This is a genomic window from Terriglobia bacterium (assembly GCA_036496425.1).
Taxonomy (GTDB): Bacteria; Acidobacteriota; Terriglobia; order 20CM-2-55-15; family 20CM-2-55-15; genus 20CM-2-55-15.
The window spans coordinates 1-19,270 of sequence record DASXLG010000136.1; the positions used below are offsets into that span (position 1 = coordinate 1).

The following is a 19,270-nucleotide window of genomic DNA, read 5'->3' on the forward strand; positions in this document are numbered from 1 at the left end:
GAATCTCGAGGCAAATTACCCTGACAGCGATGACGCAAATTATCGTGGCGCGTTACAATTATCAAACTCTGCAAAGACGGCAAGGATCATCTCCGTCATTTTGCCCACGGGCGAATCGTCAATAGGCTCGGTAACTGAACAGACTGCGGTGCCATACTTTGCCACTTCAGCTTTGATGGCCAGGTGGTCTCCGACGTTTCTCGCAAGTCGATCCACCTTCCAGACAATCAACATGCCGATATCCTTGCGCTTTCGGCAAAACTCGATGAGCTTGAGAAGCTCCGTACGATCGCGAAATTTGGCCGATTCTCCTTTTTCGATGAAAACTCTCTCGATTGTCGCCTTCTTGCGCTCGGCATATTCACGGCACGCGTTTTCTTGCGACTCCAGGCTCGTGCCCTCTACCTGCCCCGGATCGGATACTCGAACGTAAATTACTGTTTTCATGTAGTGCTTCGCTGCCTGCATATGGATCAGAGATCTTTTTGCCGCAGCGTTTTTGCTGAATAAAGTAATCAACAAGAATGTGGGCCACCATCGTCAGGTCGGCATCCAACCGGGTGATCTGTTCTTCGGTCGGCATCGGGTAGTCTTCCTGAAGCGCTTCGATGAGAATGTCCCGGTCTTCCATCCGACAACTGTACTGCCGGTGGGGACAACCACAGCAGACGTGGAAATTCCACAAAGAGTGGAAAATGTAGCAGGTTATCGTGCCCGCTTTATTTGAAAGGCATCATCGAATCGGACAGATACCCGGCGGCCGTCTCGTGACCGTTTCCATCTGGACAATGCCAGACAGATTTTTACGGCCGATGAGCAAACGATTCTTTCAACCGTCGTATGACTCACAAGTCGGGAGATGCGTTCCTTGGCGAGTCCTGTTGCCTGAGCCAGATCTTGCTGACTGCGCCCGCGCTCTTTGAGGAGCGTCGGCAATCTTGAGATTACGTGATACTTCCTTTTCTGAAAAGTGATCGTGGGGGATAACATGTGGATATGTGAGTTGTCTCTAGAGACAACTCGTCTTAATCTGATAATGCGGCAGAGGCAGCGGGTTCGATTCCTGCTTCATGAAGCAGCGCGATTAATTGCGGCCTTGTTGAGCCGTACATTCTCACGTCGGCTTCGGAAATAGACTCTCTGCCTCGGGCTATCCTAAGCATTTCCATTCTCTTGTCAATCCGCCCAACATTGATGGCTCTCCTTTTCCACCTGTAGTGGAATTTCCACGTCTGCACGTTGTTAGCAAGCTTCGGTACCGTGGAGCATATGCACACAATGACTCGTGGCACGTTCAAAAACTATCTCCGTACCTGTCGGAAGAAGTTGGATCTCAGTCAAGCCGAGATTGCGGCTATTTTGGGCCTGGAATCCCCGGAGATGGTGTCCCGCTGGGAGCGAGGTCTCGCAATTCCGACTCTTGAGGAGTCGATTGCGTTGCGGGTTCTTTTCAAAAAACGATTTGAAGATCTCTGGCCATATGTGAATTACGAATTTGAAGCGCGGGCCGATAACAATATCCGGCGCTTCATGCGGTCATTCGAAAAAGACCTCGTTACGTCAGGGCGCCTGGAGAAGAGAGCCAAACTTCTGTACCAGAAGCTGTCCGTCATTGTTAACGGTGATAGCGACGGCACTGATCCAATCACATGAATACCATTCTCGCGATACAACCCGAATCCCGCCAAATCGGCTACGCCGTTTTCGAAGGGAGAGCCCTTATCGATTGGGGGTCAAAAGACCTCACATCGAAACCGATCGGGGAACGGAATGAAATATTCGCCGCTCCGCTGTTCGAACGTCTTATCCATCGATTTGAACCGGATGTTCTGGTCGTGCCAAAACCGACGAGAACATCCGGTTCGGTTCGAAACCTGATGTTGCGTATGGTTCATCGTGCAGTCAATACGTACGCGTTCGGGGTAGTGAGCTACAGTTTGACAGACATTGTGAGCGCTTTTAAGGATCGCATCGGAGATGCACGTCCGAATAAGGACAACATCAGAGCAGTAATTGTTCGGGAGTTCCCGGAATTAGGCGGACTTCAGCCACGACCGCGCGGGCGTTCAGACCCGGAGGACTTCCGAGTTCCGATGTTCGATGCCATCGCATTAGCCATAACGTTTCTTACTCAACAAGAATGACCATGCATACCAACAACTATTGGAGAACTGACGATTTATATTTGGCTGCTTCCTCTTTGCGAAAGGAGTAATTCTCACAGGAATTGATGCTACCAAGTGCCGGGTAGATTTTGCTTTCGCGGACTCGTTTCAACGAGAGCTGTGGCATGAAGAATACGACTGTGAAAAACCGATGATCAGTGTCCATATGTTCGTCGCCGCTTTGGAGACGTTGCGGCAGAAACGTCTCGACGCTCGAATGCAATTCGATGGAACAAAATCATGAAAAACCGAAAATTAGTAAAATCCCGTATATCGGCGGCGAGCCGGTGCCGGGCACGTGCCTTGAGACGGTGTACAAGCGTGCTCGTGCCGAAACGCTATTCGCGATGTTTCGGAACGGCACAGTGCAGTATGTGCCATCGTTTGCATCCCGTGATACCGAAGTGCTTACGCCATACCCACCCACCAACAATCTGATACGGAATCGGGTCATTCTCTTTCCGTCGGCCGCAGACGAATACGATACGAAGGAAGCCCTCGTTGCTGAAATCCGTTCATACCTGCACCGGTACGTCACCATCTCACCCGTCTTTGAAAACATTGCCGCGTATTACATTTTGCTGACTTGGATATATGACGGCTTTGCCACCTTGCCGTACCTCCGTGCGAGAGGTGATTTCGGCAGCGGAAAAACTCGCTTTCTTACCGTTGTCGGCTCCTTGTGTTTTAGAGCTATCTTTGCCGGAGCGACGACGGCTTCGCCCTTGTTTCGCATGCTCGATAGCTTTCGAGGAACGCTCGTTATCGACGAAGGAGATTTCCGTTACTCGGATGAGCAAAGCGACATAGCCAAGATTCTCAATAATGGAAACAGCAAAGGCTTCCCGGTGCTGCGGAGTGAACAGGCCGGAAACGGCAAGGTGTTTAATCCTGTCGCATATACCGTGTTCGGGCCGAAGGTCATTGCAACGCGGGGATTCTATGATGACCCTGCGCTAGAGAGCCGATTCATCTCGGAGGACATGGGACGGAATCGACCACGGGCCGACATGCCGCTCCATTTGCCGGAAAGCTTTCAAGAGGAGGCAGAGAAGCTTCGCAACAAGTTGCTCATGTTCCGGTTCCGAAACCTTCATCAGTATTCCGTTACCGAGAATATCGAGGGCTTGTTGGAGCCACGGATCAGCCAAATCTTTGCACCGTTATTGAGTGTGGTCGGCGACGACGAACGCGATGAGATTCTCGGCCTTATCCGAGAATACAGCGCGGAGTTGTCGCTCGACCGGAGCGGGAACATAGAACAGTATGTCGTGGAAGCCATCAAAGAACTATGGACTGGTGAGGCACTCCCGCTTAAGGCGATCACAATGAAGTTGAATGAAAAATACCGAGATGACTTTCAGGAACTCGCTTCAAGTAGACGTGTGGGTTTTGTGGTCCGCCGCCAATTGAATATCCGAACTCGAAGGCGCGGCGGTGTCTTCGAAATTCTGCCAAGCGAGGACGGCCGCATCCAAGCGCTTTTCGGGCGATTCGGGGTGATGACGGAAGAACAGGCTGGGTGACATTAGGACTTCAGGATTTCAATTGGTCTGCATAAAGGGAAGGATGCTCGCGGTATTTCCCAATGGAAACCGCCTCGCCTGACGCAATGTAAAGTCCTGAAGTCCTAATGTCCTGGCACAGCCACGAACGTTCGCCCCGAACTGCACGCATCCTTGATGAACGGATGCGTAACCTCCCCTGTGACGATATCCAGCTTGATGATATTTGCTGTTTCGTTGGTAAAAAAGAGCGGCACATCCAACCCGATGAAGACCCGACTATATAGAATTGGTGATGTGTGGACATTCTGTGCGGTTGATCGTCAGACGAAGGCTGTTCCCTGTTTCAAGGTCGGCAAGCGTGATAGGGCTACGGCGCATGCATTCGCTGGGTTTCCAAGTTTCATTGGCTTGTTATTTGTCCGCGCACTTTCTTGACCAACTCCGCTTCACTAATCACGAATATAAGATCATTCGTAGACGAATTTCCAGCCGAGTCTGACAAGACAATGGTTACCGGGTAGGTACCGGCTTTTGAGGGAGTACCGGAGAATCTCAATGCGCATCCGGGTAGGGAGCAGTTTGCAGGAGGTCCAGCATTAATTCCCGGTGGAAGTCCGCCGTTAGTTGCCCATTGGTAGCCATTTTGCGAGCCGCCGGAACCCCCGATAAAAAATGCTTGATATTGGATTCCCAGTGTTCCGGAAGGAGCAACCGGTGGTGAATTACCAAAGGAGTTATCAACTATCTTCAGCGGCAGTTGTGAAATGAGTAGGGGGATACTAAGTGCACTTTTCAACGCTATCGAGTCAGTCACTGAGATAACGACCGAATAGTTACCTTTTGCGGTTGGGGTGCCACCAAGTTGGCCAGATGTACTTAACGTAATGCCTGCCGGCAAACCGGTAGTCGACCACTGATATGGCGTCGTTCCCCCTGAGGCGTTAAAGCTGTAATCCGAAGTATTTGGAATGAGCGTGCCCACAACCAACGTGGTCAACCCTGAGTTCGGTGGAAGGATGACAATGCCTGGTTTCCAGGTGATGGCAACAGTCTGCGACACCGATCGATTCAGTGAGTCTTCGACACTGACTGTGATTGATTGCGTAGCGGTCGAACCTATGGAGCCAACAGTGCCACCGATAACGCCGGTCAAAGGGTTCAGAATTAGGCCCGCCGGAAGAGAGCCGTTCTTGATAGTCCAAATCAACCCCACTCCTCCGGTTGCCTGAAGAGCAGTATTGTAAGCCTGCCCCCCATAAGCATCCGGCAAACTCGATGACGTTGTAATTTTCAACGGGGTGGAAACCAGCATCGCTACCGGCACGACGAGGGGCGAGTTGGGTGATTGCGGCCCGGTCAGGGTGATCGATCCATTATAGGTTGCAGGTGCGAGCCCTGATGGGTCAAAGCTTAGCGTAAGGGTTTGAGGAGTAGTCCAATTAACCGAGAGTTGACTGTTAACTTTTAGCCAATTTCCGCCAGATTGAGTGCTGGCCACGGCTGTACCGGTTATACCGTCCGGTGAAGGTGCAATATACAGGGAGGCGGTGGAACCGGAATCACCCTGCGTGAATTTTGGATTGAAACTCGCTGGTATGGGCACGATAGCGAAGTTGGAAACAATGTCAAACGTGGCAGTAGCAGTGGCGGAGCTGCCGTCGGGCTGATTTGGATTGGTCACCTGAATTGTATAAATTCCTGGCGTTGTCACATAAAAGCTACTGGTCGTAACCTGGGTCCACGGAGCGACGGTTGAAGTCGTGTCCAAGTAATCTATATATTGTGAATTGCCAATGACTTGAAATTGAGTTTCGCTGGTAAAGCCGGTACCCGTAAGGACGAGCTGACAGTTTAGATTGGGTATGCACAGCCGCGTAGAGTTATAAAGGTGGTTCTGAACGCTTGTGATGGTAGGTTTCGGCAGATAGATCCCGAACGGCAATGTGTTGCTCCGGTAGGTATACGGCGACAAGACATTGATTGGCCAGTTATTATAGGCTTGTAGCTGAGCCCCGTTAGGCATTTGGAATTCGTCATACTTAGCAGGCAGTAGTGAGAACTGAAGGACGGTCGGCGATACATAGGTCGTTGGTTGCGCAGTGTTGCTGAACTGAATTTGTGAACCTGGCAGAAAGTTCTGCCCTTGCAAGGTAATCGTTACACTTGAGCCATTAGGCACAGCACCTGACGGCGAAAGGGCTCGGATCTCTGGTTGCGAGTAGTAAGCGGGCAGACAGGATTGAATCACGTCGGTTTGCCCCACAGCGTCAGTAACCTGGACAAAAAATACTCTGGAGGGAGCATATTGAGGCGGCAAGTAAATCCCAGGACCGGTTTGGCAGTCGTTCGGAACATTGGGATTAGCGGTAAGCACTCCGCCCGTAGACAAGGCAACAGTGGAATCCGATATGGGGCCATTGATTGTCCAGGTAAGAGGGCCTGTTCCACCTGTCGCCGCAAAAGCGAACTGGTAGCTTTGACCGATTGTTGATAACGGAAGTGTCGCGGCCGTAATCTTGGGTGCGTTTCCAGGGTTGTTGATAACGAGAACAACGAAAGCACTCAGCGTATTTGCTGCCGAATCGGTTACCTGAACAGTAAGGGGATAAACGCCCGCAGTAGTCGGAGTGCCTGACACTATCAGGCTGCATTGGTTACACCCGCCGCCTTGAGTTGCGGTCATACCTGAGGGGAGAGTTCCTGAAACCGTCCACTGATATGCGTTTTGAGTCCCCCCTGACGCATAAAAGTAGGCTTGGGAATAGGCGGTTCCGGCGACGCCTGATGTCATTGATGGCGATGTTCCACCCGTCGGTGGTCCGTAAATCTGCAACGGTATTTGAATAACTTTGATCGGAATGGTGAGACTACCGGTCAGGCCTATAGAATCAGCGGCAGTAAAGGTAACCGACAGATTTGCGGCAGAAGTTGGCGCCCCAGTCAGTGCCCCCGACGGACTTAATACCACACCGGCGGGCAAACCTGTTGCGGACCATTGATAAGGCTCCCTTCCACCTGAGGCGGCAAGCGAAAACGCGAAATTTTGGACGGGAGTGCCCACCACCCAGGTCGTGGGGCCCGTTGTGCCGACCGTGATTCCCTGACGCCAGTTGATTGTGAAGGCCTGCCAAACGTACCGGCCAGCCGAGTCCCGAACGCTAATATTCAGCGACTCAGGAGAAGTCCCATAAATTGCCCCCGTCGTTCCGCTAATAACACCCGTGGATGAATTCAAACTCAACCCTGATGGAAGCGTTCCGTCCTCGATCTTCCAAGTAAGGCCAATGCCACCGCTCGCCTGAAGAGTCACACTATATGGCTGTCCAGCAAATGCGTCCGGCAGATTAGGCGACGTTGTAATAACTAGCGGCGCCGAAATTGTCATGACCACAGGAACGATAAGAGGTGAGTTTGATGCCTGAGGAGAGCTTAGGATGAGTGACCCATTGTAAACTCCTGGCGCCAATCCGGTAGGGATGAACGTCACTGTCAGAGTGGCTGGGGAAGTCCATCCAATCTGACCATTCAATGAAAGCCAATTGCCTCCTGACTGAGTACTGGCCGTGACGCTGCCCAACATTGGTTTGCCGGAATCATCGTTGATCGGCAAGCCGATAGAAGAAGGTGACTGGCCCTGCGTGAAGGCCGGCGCGAATCCGCCGCCGTTGATTCCGAGCACAATGTTCCCAGCGGGCTGCAAATAGCAGACGTTCGCCGGAATATTCACAGAAACGGCATTTGATAGAGTCGTTCCCTGCGCATTGCTTGCGATCACGTAATAACTGTAGCTCGCGCCAGCGCTCAAGTTTGCGGGATCAGTCCAGGAAAGCACATTGGATTGGATGGTTGCGACTGGGTAAGAATTTCGGTAAATGTCATACGAATTCGCTTGGGCCGAAGCTGTCCAACCTATGCCGACAATCGGAAGGATTGACGGTGGATTGCAAGTGGGTGGGCTTGCGGTCAATTGGAAGGTTCCAGGCTTTTGGGGTGCGGCAGTGACCTGGAAAGGGAACGTGTTTGAGGATTGATTAGTTGATGTTGAAGCCACCACCGACCACGGTCCCGACACATTCAACGGTGTGGATACTGAGATAGATGTAGCAGATTGGTTCAGGAACTGGTTGCTGAGGTAAATCTGTATTGCTCCTGTGGGGACATTGAACGTTACACTAGCCGCACTGGAGAGATTCATGCCAGTTAAAGTTATGGTCTGAGAATTTGAAGCTGCCACCAGATTTGTGGGTGACACACCTGTAATGGTGGGACTAACGGCTCCATTAGTAATTTCAAAATAGATCGGAGGCAGAGCGAAGGCTGTCCCAACAGAATTTGTGGCGGACATATTCCAGCGATACGCCACCCCCACTTGCAAATGTCCGGATGGAATTTGGAAGTTGGTAAGGCCGGAACTGATATTGGGGCTGGTGTAGACCAAGTGAGCGTCGCCATATGGTGGCTCTGAGACGTAAACATTGTAGTAGGCAGCATTGGAAGATTCGGTCCATGAAAACACTGGTGTCGCGCTTGAAATCAGTTGGCCCGGCGCACTAGCGGCACCAGGGCCAATTAATCCTGGAGCCGCGGGGGCGCTGACTGTGAGAACCCCTGCGCCATTAAGAGTCACGTTCCTTGTGGGCCCAGCATTTGTGGCATCGTTTCCAATCGCGAGTGTCGCAGCATAAGTCGTAGGGGCGTTCGGAGCAAACTTAATGGTAATGAGCAGTGACGAACCTGGAAAGACCACTGCAGGAGTCGACGGCGGAGAAACAAGTAAAAATGCACCGGTGCCATTAAGTTGGACTGAATTGACATGAAACGATGCGCTTCCATTATTCTGAATAGTAACCGTCTTAATAGATGTCATGTTCGTCCCAACATTTCCAAATGAAAGGACCGAGTCTGGGTTTGTTGAAAGGCTCCCATTCGAAGTGAAGGCTATAGTGAACGATATCTGACAGCTATTGCCATTCGAACATAGAATCTGTTGAGCGCTAGGCAAGACCGTGACACTCGACGAGTTTGGACCACCAGTTTTGTACGTCAACGTATACGCACCGGGCAAAACGGGCGTCGGCTGCCCATCAACGAAAGAGTTGGGTAATGACGTTCCGGTCAAATGCGTTAAACCATCGAGAGAATCGATAGTAAAATTGGCGAGTATTGGGCCGACGATAGGGCTCCCGTCCAGGGTCGCCTGCACTGAAATGCGGTTGGGCTCGTACGATGCCAGGAGAGAAAAGCCCAGCGTCTTGCTTCCAAGTGTTGCGGTGTTGTTATCGTAGCCATAGATTCCAATCCCGTAAACACCCGCACTAGGATTGCTAATTTGGCACGTTTCATTTCCTGTGGTGGATTTGCTTGCGCATGCATAAGAAGAAAGCGTCGGAAAGTCGTTCTTTTCAATGTACAAATCGATGTTGTCAGATCCATTTGTTGTTACTCTCAGGAATGACTTGCCCGCAGGAACGTTAATAGCGAAGTATGACCAAAATTTTGACTTTACCGTCGTGCTAAATCCCGCGTCAGTGGAAATCGCCGTGGAAGGATAAGTAGTTTGCGATGAGAAGTACTGATCCGTCGGGTATAAGAAGTCCCCTCCTTCTTCCGCCGGAGTTGGATCTAGCCCGGCAGATTCATAAGCTCGCTCCGCGAGCCCAACACAGTCGAATACATTATAGTCATCGAAAGCATCGTAACAGGAAGAAACTCCAAAGGACACCGAAAGAAGGCCGCATGGTGGTTCGTAGCCGTAGCCTGCAGGATCCAGATCATAATCTGTAATTCTGGCCGCCTTCGTCTGTGCGTAAGCTACGATTTGGCTTCGCTGCGCACTAGTTGGCGTGATAAGTGTTGTTTTTGAGCCTCTAAAGCCAACCGGATATGTTCCTCGACTTTCAAACTCAGATAGTGTGGTCGTAGTTACTGCATGTAACGGATTTAGCAAGCTGTAACCAGCCTCTATTACGCTGCCATCACCGATGTAGATGCCAACATGACAAGGATCGGAGCCGAAAAAAGTTATCACGTGGCATGGTATTGAACCACTCTCCGAATAGACGAGATCGCCGGGGCTAAGTGGTTCTACGACTTGAAACCTGGAGTCATCCTGTGCATACGCTTTAACAGCCGTAAGCATCCAGAGCAGAATAATTAAAGAGCAGCGTAATGCTCGCATTATTAGCTATGGTAGCCGGACCGTTAGCGTGTATCGCCGACGATAAGCCTATCCATTATTGAACGGACAAACGCATCTTTACTTCTCATTTTTAACTCTAAAGCTGCTGCCTTGCCCCCTGGCGCGCCGGTAATTACCAAAGCTCGGACAGCGTGCATAGCGATAAACTCACCTTCCTCGCGTGATATGCGGAACAATTCTTGAGTGCCCGCATCGGTACCAAGAGATCGAATCGACCCAATAGCGCGAATTCGAATAAAGTTTGGTTGGTTGGGATCGCGCAGAAGCCGAATCAGACCCTCTTCGGCGTCGGAGCCTCCTAGGGTTCCTAATGAGGCTGCGGCATTAAATCGAACTGTATCTGAAGGATCGTTGAGTAGCTTCACAATCGGCCGTACTGCTCGTTTGTCTCCGATTGCGCCGAGAGCTGCGATCGCTGCGCTGCGGGTATGCTCTTGCTCAATTGCATTAGTGGCTATCAATATCAAATCTCCTACAGCGCGAATTGATTTGATGTTACCTAAGCCTACAATTGCAGCCTGACGCTCTCCAGCGCTTGCTTCCGCACGAATGGCCTCAGCTTTCATTACCGGTTCGAGCTCAGGCACCTTTAATTTAGCTAGGGCGAGTATTGTCTGGATACGCACAGATGGGTCGGGGTCATTCACCGTCGATAGTAGAACTGAAGTCGCACCTTTGTCGCCCAAGTCTCCTAACGCGGCGGCAGCCGTAGCCCTCACCAAGGCACTCGGACTCGCAATCTTCCGTGAAACCTTAGATAATGTCCCGGAGTCGCCAATGCGCCCAAGAGCTACTAACGCGGCGGCCTGAATTTGAATATCCGGAGAATCGAGAAGCAAGAGGGCATCTGGTACCGCCCCCTTACCCCTTCTGATCAAATCCTGAGCTATCTTAGTTTGTCGAGTTGCCTCGCCTTTAACAAATGCGGAAGGAGCACTGTCTACTCGTTGTGCCTGCGAGAACGAAAGGAATCCCATTGCTGGCAAAAGAATGTATATGCTGGCAAGAATTAATGGCGTCGTCCACACTTTTGGCCTTGTTTTCAGAATGAGCGTTCCTTTAGTGCAATGCACATTGAGTTTCCGATGGATACCTCCAACGTTCATTCAGACCTCCTGATAACCGTGCCATGAACTAAGTATGAACAAATTGCATGGAAATCAATGCCACTGAGCACGCACATCGGCTGCATTTAATCTGCGGAATTATTACGAGCTTTGACCGTAAAGTCTAGGGGAATAATGCAGGTAGTGGCAGCAATATCGGGATCGAAATAAGAGCAAATACGAGGAGCCCCAGAATGAAGCTTTGATAGTTCTTTTTTTTTAAAGCTTGGATTGCAACAATCAGCGCAACTATCCACATCATTAGTTGCACAATGATTGCTGTCAGTCCCAAAACGAGTTGTGGTATACCACCGAGCACGTGACTGAGCGGGGGCGAATACCCACCAGCCAACAGATTGGCCGCGATATGCAAAAGAAACGTTAATATTCCTGCAACTATAAAAGCTTTTTGATTTGTTTGAAATCGTCGTTCATAAAACCGTGTAGATGCTGGGCTGTTTATAGCTATCAAAACAATGACAAAAACTATCAGTATCGTAGGGAGCATATGTAAAACGAGTTAGGTTAACGGAACGCTTTAAATATAGCAGTTCACGTAAAGGCCGCAACGCGAGTTATCCACAGATATTCCGATTTTCTGTTGTCGGCTTGCCGGTCGCTGTCGGTTCCCCTTTACAAAGCGGCCCCGATTTCACTTCAGGCGCATTTCTCCGCGTTGGTATAAATCTCGGCGCGGCAAGACATCAAGAACCTGCCGAGCAATCCATGGCCGCCCATTCCGGCGTGTATATCCGTTCACGCTGATTGCCGTCGCTGTTGTCCCTTCCGCGGACATTTCAAATATCCTTCGGACAAGTTTTGATTCTTCCGTATCAGCCGTCCACTGTTTGCCGTGCCGTTTATACCCGTATGGCACATTGCCACCTGTCGCCTTCCCCTTGCGGACACGCGTTCCTGCGGGCCCTTTAAAAGACGTTCAATAATCTCCTTGCGGTGTCTTCGGCAATGGCTTCCTGACTTCATAGACGCCCTTCTCGAAACCTGCTTTACCGCCCTTATCCACAAAGCCTCCGCCACCGCTGTACACAGCAGCAACCAAACCCGCTTCCACCGCGGCTACCGCCACTCAAACCCCCACATTCCACTCAAATTCCTGACATTCAGATTTGACGTAACAAAAAAGTGGAGTGCCAGTTCACCTATAGAACGCTTCGCTTTATCGCCTCGATTTGGACCTACCCATCAGTGTAAAGCTTAGTGCTGCCAACCCAGCCCCGAGCAGCGATAGGGCTCTGGGTTCAGGTGTGACAATATTGCATCCACCGCCAGTTGTACCGATGCAACTCACCGGGCCGTTCGGGCCATCGGCAAAGACTTCGAACGGCGACCCTGACGTTGCGGTCGTATAAAAGAAGTTGCTGTCGGAACCATGGACCAGGGGGTTAGCGCTCGACGCACCGTTGTCGAAATATGCAAATGTCGACTCGGGACCTGTTCCATAATTGATCGAAGTTATATCTGCACCCCAGTTGGTCCGTGTTGTACTGTCGGACAGGGCATTGGAGTTACCAACATCGAACCCGGTAACCGCGTAATTGTGTGTATTGTTCACGAAATCGAAACAGCCGGTATCGCCAGCGGGGAGGTTCGGGCAATTGGCGCTGCCGGTATATTCAAACAGCTGGAAGTCCGGTAAGGTTACCGGCGTGGCGTTACCCGAGATGGTGTACCAAAAACCACCGAACAACCCGTGACCGTTGTTGTCGGCAAGGGTGCCTGACATCGTTCCGTCCGGAGCAATCATACCTTCGAAGTATGCGGAGCAACATCCACTATCGCTACTGTTAACGAAACTGATTTGTGATCCTTGGACAAGACCCCCTGAAATACTCCCTCCCGGTACTGTGGTCGCGGTAAATGTGCCAGTAAGGGAATTCATGGACGTAATATCCATCGGTAAACCGTAATTACCATTGTCCACTTCATATCCGAATAGATAGTTTCCTACAAGGTTCCACGTCACAACATCTGCGTAAGCAGGACTGCCAATCGTCAACATAATCGCCAAGGCGACTACGACTGTTCGCACAACATGTGATAGGTACTGATTCTCAGAATAGCCGGTTTGAGGGGGTTTGCGGGTTTTGTCTGGCATTAATTCCTCCTTGTGAGCTGTTTGACGGCAGTTGCTCTCAGCGTCAGCACTTTGCGACCGCCGAAAGTGAAATTGGATAAACTTAGCGGGAACTGGCGCGGAAATGTACCTGTGGATCGTCTTTTCGTCAACACATAATTTATGATGCGGACTGAAGGTGATAGGTCAGAGGCAACATGTGGAATCACTATGGCCGTGCAATACCAGCAATCCCACCGACCATTTCGTGACATCGACTACCTGGTGTCATGGGGAAGCTCGGTCACACTCTCCAAAACCAATCGCGGAATTTCACTCGGCACCGCTGACAGCGCCGCGGAGAATGAAGAAGTAAAATCCACAGCAGATCCTCCCAATCCATACTGGCCTTACCGATACCTCCGAATCCGCACCCCGGACACGTCATCGTTCAATGGTATGCGAAAAAATAACTCAGCGATCTGCGCGAGGTTCAGGATGAGCACGAATTGCGAAGAAAAGACCAAGTTGCTTGTCGCCTACCAGCCAAGCCAATGTCGTCTGAGAGGGCGAAACCAATGTCCTGATATTGCAAACCAGCGCGGACGTCATAAACCTTGTCAAAAGGTCCGGAACAGATTCGGGTATCGGGAATCTGACAACATCTTTATTAGTTCGTCAACCCTTATCCAATGTCTATCAAGAAGTGAAATCAGATTCTCAATTCTTGATTTTCCGATGAGAGCAATGTGGCTTTCTTCGGCCTGGGTAACTTCTGGCGGAAGTGGCTCGCATTGCAAAAAGACGATCGGAATGACATCAACTTCCTTCCCCAGGCGTGCCGAGAGTTCCACCGAACGCGCACTGATTGCGGTCAGTTTGTCGAGTGGTTTGTCTGTGGTGCATTCAACAAGTATGACGTGTCTATGTCCTTGGTTGTCTTGAACTATCGCGCAGCCGTCGGGACGTTGATCTAAGGAACCGCCCCCGCCGTACCAAACAGCCGGTACGCCGAAGAGCCCGAAAAGACGCATTACGCCAATCTCAAAAAGCTCTTGTCGGCTCTTTCCTCTGTTTTGCTCGCTTCCCGACAGAAACTCCTTGAGGTACTTGTGGCCGGGATCGAAATAACTGTTCAGTGCAAGACGTGCCGTCGCGGCATCGTCCCATCGGCCTACCTCATTGGAATCCACCATTTGGTTCGCGAAATAAAGAGATGCCTTTACGATCTCCGCTCCGTCAGGCCAATCGAACACATACTCAGCGCACGTCATTCCATCCTGCTCAGGGGACGTGTTTTCTGGAAGCTTTGCTCTTTGGGCGCGTCCGTTTGGCTTGAATGTGAGTTTCAAGTCGAGACCGTTCGCGAAGGCCTTGGCCGGAGCTCGGATACTGATTCGCCCTGGCGAAGCGCTTGCAAGGTCGAAGGGCAGGAGCGCTAATATCTCCGCATTCTTTGAATCTGAGGATGCCGTCCATCCAGGAATAAGCGTGCGGCCCAGGTCGTCAAGGTTTTCAAACTCCGTTTCTTGACCGATGCGCCAGTTAATCCGTTGTGCGACATCTGCCGGGAGGATCTCATACATCCGGTCTAACGTGGCGGAGGTTCGAATGAAGGTCCGATCAATCTTGTAGTACTGCTTGGATTGGAGACGTTCGGACCGGAACGGAGCATCCCAATGGAGCGGGGCAACCGAAGCAACGGGCCCTTCAGGCGTCTTTGAAAGAAAAATCGGTTCCGGAATTACGGCCGTGGGTTGCAGGATGATGGGAACGTGTCCGTCTACGACTAGACTCCGCACGATATTTCCCATCTCCGAAAATGGCAGCTCAATATCGAATGCTAGGAATTCTTCGATCTCTCTTATCACGTGTACCACCCCTCGCGGGTTGCCTTCACCGAGGGTGACGCGGAGACCAATGGAAACCCAACGTTCGTTTCGCCGGGCTGCCAACGCCGCAACCCGCACTGATCGCCAGAGGTTTCGGAACGGCTTGATAGCATCTCCGAATTTATTCAGTGCCTCTTCACTCATACGAGAGACATTCTAATCTCAATGCGATGCTGTTGCCGATCGCATCACCCGCGCGTTTGATTTGCGAACATTTTTGTTATGGAAGGATCGATCCTTATCGCTGAACGTGATCCTTACGCCAGTCCTGAATAGCTCGAACAAGGGCAAGCATAAGGTGTCGCGTCTTTTCGTCCGCGCTCTCGATGGTGGCCAATAGCTCGTCTGCACTCGGGTCCGGTTTTTCTCCGACACGAAGAAATAGCTTATACACCGGTGTCTTGAGGGCCCGTGCCACTCTCTCGATGTTCTCAATGCCCGGATTCATCTCACCGCGCTCGACAGCGCCGATGTAATTCGGATGCAGGCCGGCACGTTCCGCCAATATTTCCCTCGAAAGCTTCTGGGCCTCGCGGGTGGCCCGAATGGTCGCTCCGACAGTCTTGACGACATTTCGCACATACCACGTATACGCAACAGGAAGACCGCACAACACATCGGATTCGCGGTTATATCGCTTGCCGTAACCGCGTATTAATGGTATTTACTGGTTTGCCTAACACCCATTCAGTGTCTTGAGTACTTGCACGGATGGCAGCCAAGACAAATCCAAGGGACCGAATATGAGCAACAAAGATTACAACCGCGGCCGTCGCGACGGCCGGGAATACACGTATAACCCACCGGTAAAAGAACGCATCTTCACGAGCTATCCGAAGGGCGATAAAGACCGGCTCGACGAGTACAAACAGGGATACCGTCACGGCCGGAATGACCGCGATAGAAAGAGAAAGTAGGCAGGAATATGAAAACGAAATACCTCGCCTGTGTACTCTTTCTCCTGGTGCACTGTCCGTCTCAGCTGTTCGGACAGGGCTTTACCGTCGTCTTTCCGCAATTTGCTGACGGAACATTCTCGGACGGCAGCTTCTACCGCTCGACCGTTATCGTTCAGAGCAGCGACTCGATCTTTACGCAACACTGCGCGATATGGACGTACGGTGTGCCGACGCCGAAATTCACGAATGCAACCGGACAGGTCTTCACGCTCAGCACGACGAATGAACTGCCGTTTACGCTCAATAGTCTCCGCTCGCAGGTATTCAAATCTGCGGGTACCAATCCAATCAGCACCGGCTTTATCGGCGTTGGCTGCGATGGCGTGGACTGGACGTCCTACCTTCTCTTTAGCTTCTACAGTCCGACGGGTGTGAAGTACTCGGAAGCGGCGGTATTTCCTTCGGTCCTCGACTCGAATGCGCCTGCAGCCCAACTGGTCGTTGATCAGCGAGAAGGTGCGCAACTTGGCATGGCGATCGCAAATCCCGACACGAGGGCTGGCGTTTTCATTCTGACGATTCGTGATAGTGCCGGAAATTTTGTCAATAAGGCGTCGGTCACCCTGCCGGCATTTGGGCAGACAGCGACATTTCTCAACCAGTTGGTGACGTTACCGGCAAATTTCGTCGGCACCGTCTCTATTCTGCCGCTCCATCAGTACGCGGGACCGACACCCTATGTTATCGGCCTGCGGTTCACCGGTACGGCTTCCACAACAGTTCCGGTAACGCTCTGTTATAGCGGCGACTTTTGCGCAAATTGAAAGGAAACCCGATGAGAATTGGATACGTACTCATTGCGTGCCTGCTGGTGCTGTTCTCCATCTCCGCCCTTCCGCAAAACAGAAAGGATAAGAAGGAGGCCCAGCTTGCCGAATCGGCCAAACCGAAAAATGTGGCCGGCGGCGTGAAATTCCAGGTGCAGAAATCGTATGCGGAATCGTACGACGTCCTGCTCAACTGGGTTAAGCGCGCCGATTACACGATCGAATCTGCTGACAAAGAGAATGGCCTCATCAGTACGGCCATGACAATTACCGGCGGATATAGCCAGACCGGAACGCGGCTCATGTTGACGCTCATCAAAGATACCGACACAGCCACGACGGTGAGAGTCGTCGTCACCGATCAAAAACGGAAGAAACTGTTAACGACGGAGCCGTGGAGCGATCCGAAAGTAAATCAGCCAGAAACACAGAGGGTCGCGGATAACCTGAAATCCACGTTCTAGGCAACCTGCAGTCGGGTAAATCTTCAGGATCTACCCGACTGCGTCGCTGCACGATAATGCGGGACTGTGGATGGAACATTCAACGGCTTGCCACTGCGAAATATCTCATCGATTTCAACACAGAAGGAGACATCGGGAGTTACCCGCCCACTCGTTTCGAGTTTTGACTACAACCCAACCAAAGCTCGAAGAACTCCTCCGGCTGCATGCACCGGCGCTTCTCATTCTGTCGAATAAAGAAATTGAAGGCACGATTGTCCATTACGTGGCCGACGTGCATCATGGATACGAGATCACGATTGAATCGAAGTGAAGTGATGTATGCCGAGCCGCACCCTCTCTGTTCAAGCGCTTCGAAAGGAACTCGCTTGGGTTCGGCGACCACCTATAATAGTGGCCTGCCTGCCGGGAACATAGCTGGTGCGTTCAAACATCGGATTACATATGTGGATCTTAAATTTATTTTCGATGTCGTGGACAGCAGTGCGCCATTCTTCTGGATCTCTTTTACAGCGACCCTTACATGTGCGCCTGGCGGCTTGTGCTATGTAAGCGACGGGTTGCTGGTGTTTTAGCGTTTACATGGCGTTCACAAAAAAATATCTTGCGCGATAGCTTACATGTAATGTACAGTCCGCCGCGAATAACAATAATGGATCTGCTATCACTCCGTGGCGAAGATTGAAAAAGACTTTCAAATAGCCACTTTTTAGCCTGATTAGGAATGGCTCGTTAGGTAGCGAATAGCTCTGCGGAGAGCTGGGCGAGAAGTGTTGTCTTGTATTGCCCTAACCACTTCCTTGCCGTGTGCTCTTTTAAGAACTGAGGAGGATTCCTATGTCTCGGCGCTTGTGTTGGGTTGTGCTCTTCATGTCTGTCGCCGCATCGATTTCGGCGCAAACGATCTACTGGAAGAAAGATCACATCTATAACGGCCCTGGCGGCAAAGAGATAGCCGTGGTGATGCCACAACCGACGGATCAAACGGCTCCTACCGCACCGACGAATCTCGCGCTGTCAACCACATGTAATTCATTACTGGCGAGTGTGACGCCAACGACAGTGCAGTTGAGTTGGACCGGATCGACCGACAACGTTGGCGTTGCTGGCTATAAAGTCTATCGGCAGCAGGGTAGCGGTGCGAGCCTGCCTGTGGGTACCGTCACAGGCACCTGCTTTGTCGATCAGCCGCTGACGCCCTCTGCGAGCTACACCTGGACGATCGTCGCATATGACAATGCGGAAAACCACTCCGCGCCTAGCACTAGCGTCAGCACTACAACCTTAGCGGCTCCGGCCGACACGACAGCACCAAGCACGCCGACAGCTTTTCAAGCACAGTCTTTAACGTGGTCCAGCGTGCAATTGAGTTGGAACCCTTCGGTGGATACCGGCGGCTCAGGATTAGCCAACTATCGCGTATATCGAAATGGGACGCTCATCGGTAGCCCTACTGCAACCTTACTGACCGATACCGGATTGTCAGCGGCAACAACCTACAACTACGCAGTGTCGGCGGTCGACGTCGCCGGAAACGTCTCCGGTTCCGCAATGATTTCATTCACGACGCCGCGTGTGTTGGTGTTCAGTGACAACTTCAACCGGTCAGATGCGTCCGGAACGCTGAACAATTCGAACTGGTCTGGAAACGGCGGTCCCTATTGGGGGATTTCCGGTGGAAGAGCCGATCTTCCAACATCCTACGCCATCACTCACGGGGCTGGCTGGGCCTTCGCCGTTGCAGCCGTATCGCAGACTCACGTGAGCGCAACGGCGCTCCTCTATGCGCCTAGTTATTACAACTATGTGGGATTGACTTTCTGGATGTCGGGCTATGCCGGCTACCGGGTATATCTAAATCCCCCCTCTCAGATTCGTCTGAGTTACTTCGATAGTTCCAACACTGAGTCCTATATCGCCGCTGCCGCCCTAACCGGATCTGGACCGTGGGTAGTCAACGTCCAAGCCAATGACTCCAGCCGCTTAATCACGGTAAGCGTTAATGGGGTTCAACAGATCAGTTTCACCGAAACGAACATGGCACGTGGGAACAGTGGATACGTGGGAATTGCCGCATATATGTCCACGAGCCCTGGAACCGATGACATGGTCGATAACTTCACTCTGGAGCAATAG

16 protein-coding genes are annotated in these 19,270 nt (G+C 51.5%); 9 read left to right on the forward strand and 7 right to left on the reverse strand.

Annotated features, from left to right (window positions below; translation table 11 throughout):
- Nucleotides 1–39 precede the first annotated feature (39 nt).
- Nucleotides 40–468 (reverse strand): recombinase family protein, encoded by a 429-nt coding sequence (locus tag VGK48_09590; protein HEY2381415.1) that lies wholly within the window; start codon nt 466–468, stop codon nt 40–42.
- Between the two features lie 31 nt (nt 469–499).
- Here VGK48_09590 and VGK48_09595 point away from each other — a divergent pair, with 31 nt between their 5' ends.
- The 4 genes from VGK48_09595 to VGK48_09610 all read left to right on the forward strand — a co-directional run bounded on the left by VGK48_09595 (nt 500) and on the right by VGK48_09610 (nt 3,691).
- The gene (locus VGK48_09595; GenBank protein HEY2381416.1) at nt 500–727 is read left to right on the forward strand and encodes a hypothetical protein; all 228 of its coding nucleotides are present in this window, start codon (nt 500–502) and stop codon (nt 725–727) included.
- A 551-nt stretch (nt 728–1,278) separates the two neighbouring features.
- Nucleotides 1,279–1,653 carry a helix-turn-helix transcriptional regulator gene (locus VGK48_09600; GenBank protein HEY2381417.1) on the forward strand — a complete coding sequence of 125 codons (375 nt, stop codon included), beginning with the start codon at nt 1,279–1,281 and terminating at the stop codon, nt 1,651–1,653.
- Complete coding sequence (locus VGK48_09605) at nt 1,650–2,144, forward strand: hypothetical protein (GenBank protein HEY2381418.1); 495 nt, start codon at nt 1,650–1,652, stop codon at nt 2,142–2,144. The genes VGK48_09600 and VGK48_09605 overlap by 4 nt, the downstream gene beginning before the upstream one ends.
- A gap of 248 nt (nt 2,145–2,392) precedes the next feature.
- Nucleotides 2,393–3,691, forward strand: coding sequence for a hypothetical protein (locus VGK48_09610; protein ID HEY2381419.1), 1,299 nt, complete (start codon nt 2,393–2,395; stop codon nt 3,689–3,691).
- Between the two features lie 382 nt (nt 3,692–4,073).
- Here VGK48_09610 and VGK48_09615 read toward each other — a convergent pair whose 3' ends face one another.
- The 6 genes from VGK48_09615 to VGK48_09640 form a co-directional block, all read right to left on the reverse strand.
- A complete protein-coding gene (locus VGK48_09615; GenBank protein ID HEY2381420.1) occupies nt 4,074–9,851 on the reverse strand; it encodes a putative Ig domain-containing protein in 5,778 nt (1,925 codons plus the stop codon).
- Nucleotides 9,852–9,874: 23 nt separating this feature from the next.
- Entirely contained in the window at nt 9,875–10,978 is a 1,104-nt protein-coding gene (locus VGK48_09620; protein HEY2381421.1) for a HEAT repeat domain-containing protein, read from the reverse strand.
- A gap of 124 nt (nt 10,979–11,102) precedes the next feature.
- The gene (locus VGK48_09625; protein ID HEY2381422.1) at nt 11,103–11,486 is read right to left on the reverse strand and encodes a hypothetical protein; all 384 of its coding nucleotides are present in this window, start codon (nt 11,484–11,486) and stop codon (nt 11,103–11,105) included.
- A gap of 669 nt (nt 11,487–12,155) precedes the next feature.
- The gene (locus tag VGK48_09630; GenBank protein ID HEY2381423.1) at nt 12,156–13,094 is read right to left on the reverse strand and encodes a hypothetical protein; all 939 of its coding nucleotides are present in this window, start codon (nt 13,092–13,094) and stop codon (nt 12,156–12,158) included.
- A gap of 578 nt (nt 13,095–13,672) precedes the next feature.
- Nucleotides 13,673–15,088 carry a hypothetical protein gene (locus VGK48_09635; protein ID HEY2381424.1) on the reverse strand — a complete coding sequence of 472 codons (1,416 nt, stop codon included), beginning with the start codon at nt 15,086–15,088 and terminating at the stop codon, nt 13,673–13,675.
- Between the two features lie 94 nt (nt 15,089–15,182).
- Nucleotides 15,183–15,524 carry a helix-turn-helix transcriptional regulator gene (locus tag VGK48_09640; GenBank protein ID HEY2381425.1) on the reverse strand — a complete coding sequence of 114 codons (342 nt, stop codon included), beginning with the start codon at nt 15,522–15,524 and terminating at the stop codon, nt 15,183–15,185.
- 163 nt (nt 15,525–15,687) lie between these two features.
- On the opposite strand from VGK48_09640, the gene VGK48_09645 reads away from it, so the two are divergent.
- The 5 genes from VGK48_09645 (at nt 15,688) to VGK48_09665 (ending at nt 19,270) form a co-directional block, all read left to right on the forward strand.
- Complete coding sequence (locus VGK48_09645) at nt 15,688–15,861, forward strand: hypothetical protein (GenBank protein ID HEY2381426.1); 174 nt, start codon at nt 15,688–15,690, stop codon at nt 15,859–15,861.
- A gap of 8 nt (nt 15,862–15,869) precedes the next feature.
- Nucleotides 15,870–16,667, forward strand: coding sequence for a hypothetical protein (locus VGK48_09650; protein ID HEY2381427.1), 798 nt, complete (start codon nt 15,870–15,872; stop codon nt 16,665–16,667).
- A gap of 11 nt (nt 16,668–16,678) precedes the next feature.
- On the forward strand, nt 16,679–17,134 hold the full coding sequence (locus VGK48_09655; GenBank protein ID HEY2381428.1) for a hypothetical protein: 456 nt from the start codon (nt 16,679–16,681) through the stop codon (nt 17,132–17,134).
- Nucleotides 17,135–17,297: 163 nt separating this feature from the next.
- Nucleotides 17,298–17,447 (forward strand): hypothetical protein, encoded by a 150-nt coding sequence (locus VGK48_09660; GenBank protein HEY2381429.1) that lies wholly within the window; start codon nt 17,298–17,300, stop codon nt 17,445–17,447.
- Nucleotides 17,448–17,983: 536 nt separating this feature from the next.
- Entirely contained in the window at nt 17,984–19,270 is a 1,287-nt protein-coding gene (locus tag VGK48_09665) for a fibronectin type III domain-containing protein (GenBank protein HEY2381430.1), read from the forward strand.